Origin of the sequence: Nocardia sp. BSTN01 (genome assembly GCF_015354405.1) — a bacterium.
Classification (GTDB): domain Bacteria; phylum Actinomycetota; class Actinomycetes; order Mycobacteriales; family Mycobacteriaceae; genus Nocardia.
In genome coordinates this window covers 1-431 of the sequence record NZ_JADKYP010000184.1, presented here as the reverse complement: position 1 = coordinate 431, position 431 = coordinate 1, and the positions used below count along the sequence as shown (strand labels likewise).

Here is a 431-nt window from a genome sequence, read left to right as displayed (position 1 = left end):
GAGGTCGCGCGCGAACACAACGCCACCAGTTTCATGGTCGTCCAAACCGCCCTCGCGGTACTGCTGTCCACGATCGGCGCCGGCCCCGACGTCCCGATAGGTTTCGTCGTCGCCGGCCGTGGCGACCCGGCCCTCGACGAGCTGGTCGGCTTCTTCGTCAATACGTTGGTACTACGCGTCGATCTGGCCGGCGACCCCACCTTCACCGATCTACTCAGCCAGGTCCGCACGCGCAGTCTCGAGGCGTTCGAACATCAACACGTGCCCTTCGAAGTGCTGGTCGAACGGCTCAATCCGGCCCGATCATTGATGCATCACCCGTTGATCCAGGTGTTGCTGGCGTGGCAGAACTTCGCCGGAAACAACGACCCGGCAGCCAGCTTGGTGCTCGAAGACCTCGACGTCACCTCGCTCCCGCTCGACACCCACAG

Annotated in this window: 1 protein-coding gene; it reads left to right on the top strand. The window is 63.8% G+C overall.

Annotation, left to right across the window (positions count from 1 at the left end):
* Positions 1-431: condensation domain-containing protein (locus tag IRT45_RS36450; protein ID WP_194810283.1), on the top strand; the 431-nt coding region annotated here is incomplete at both ends.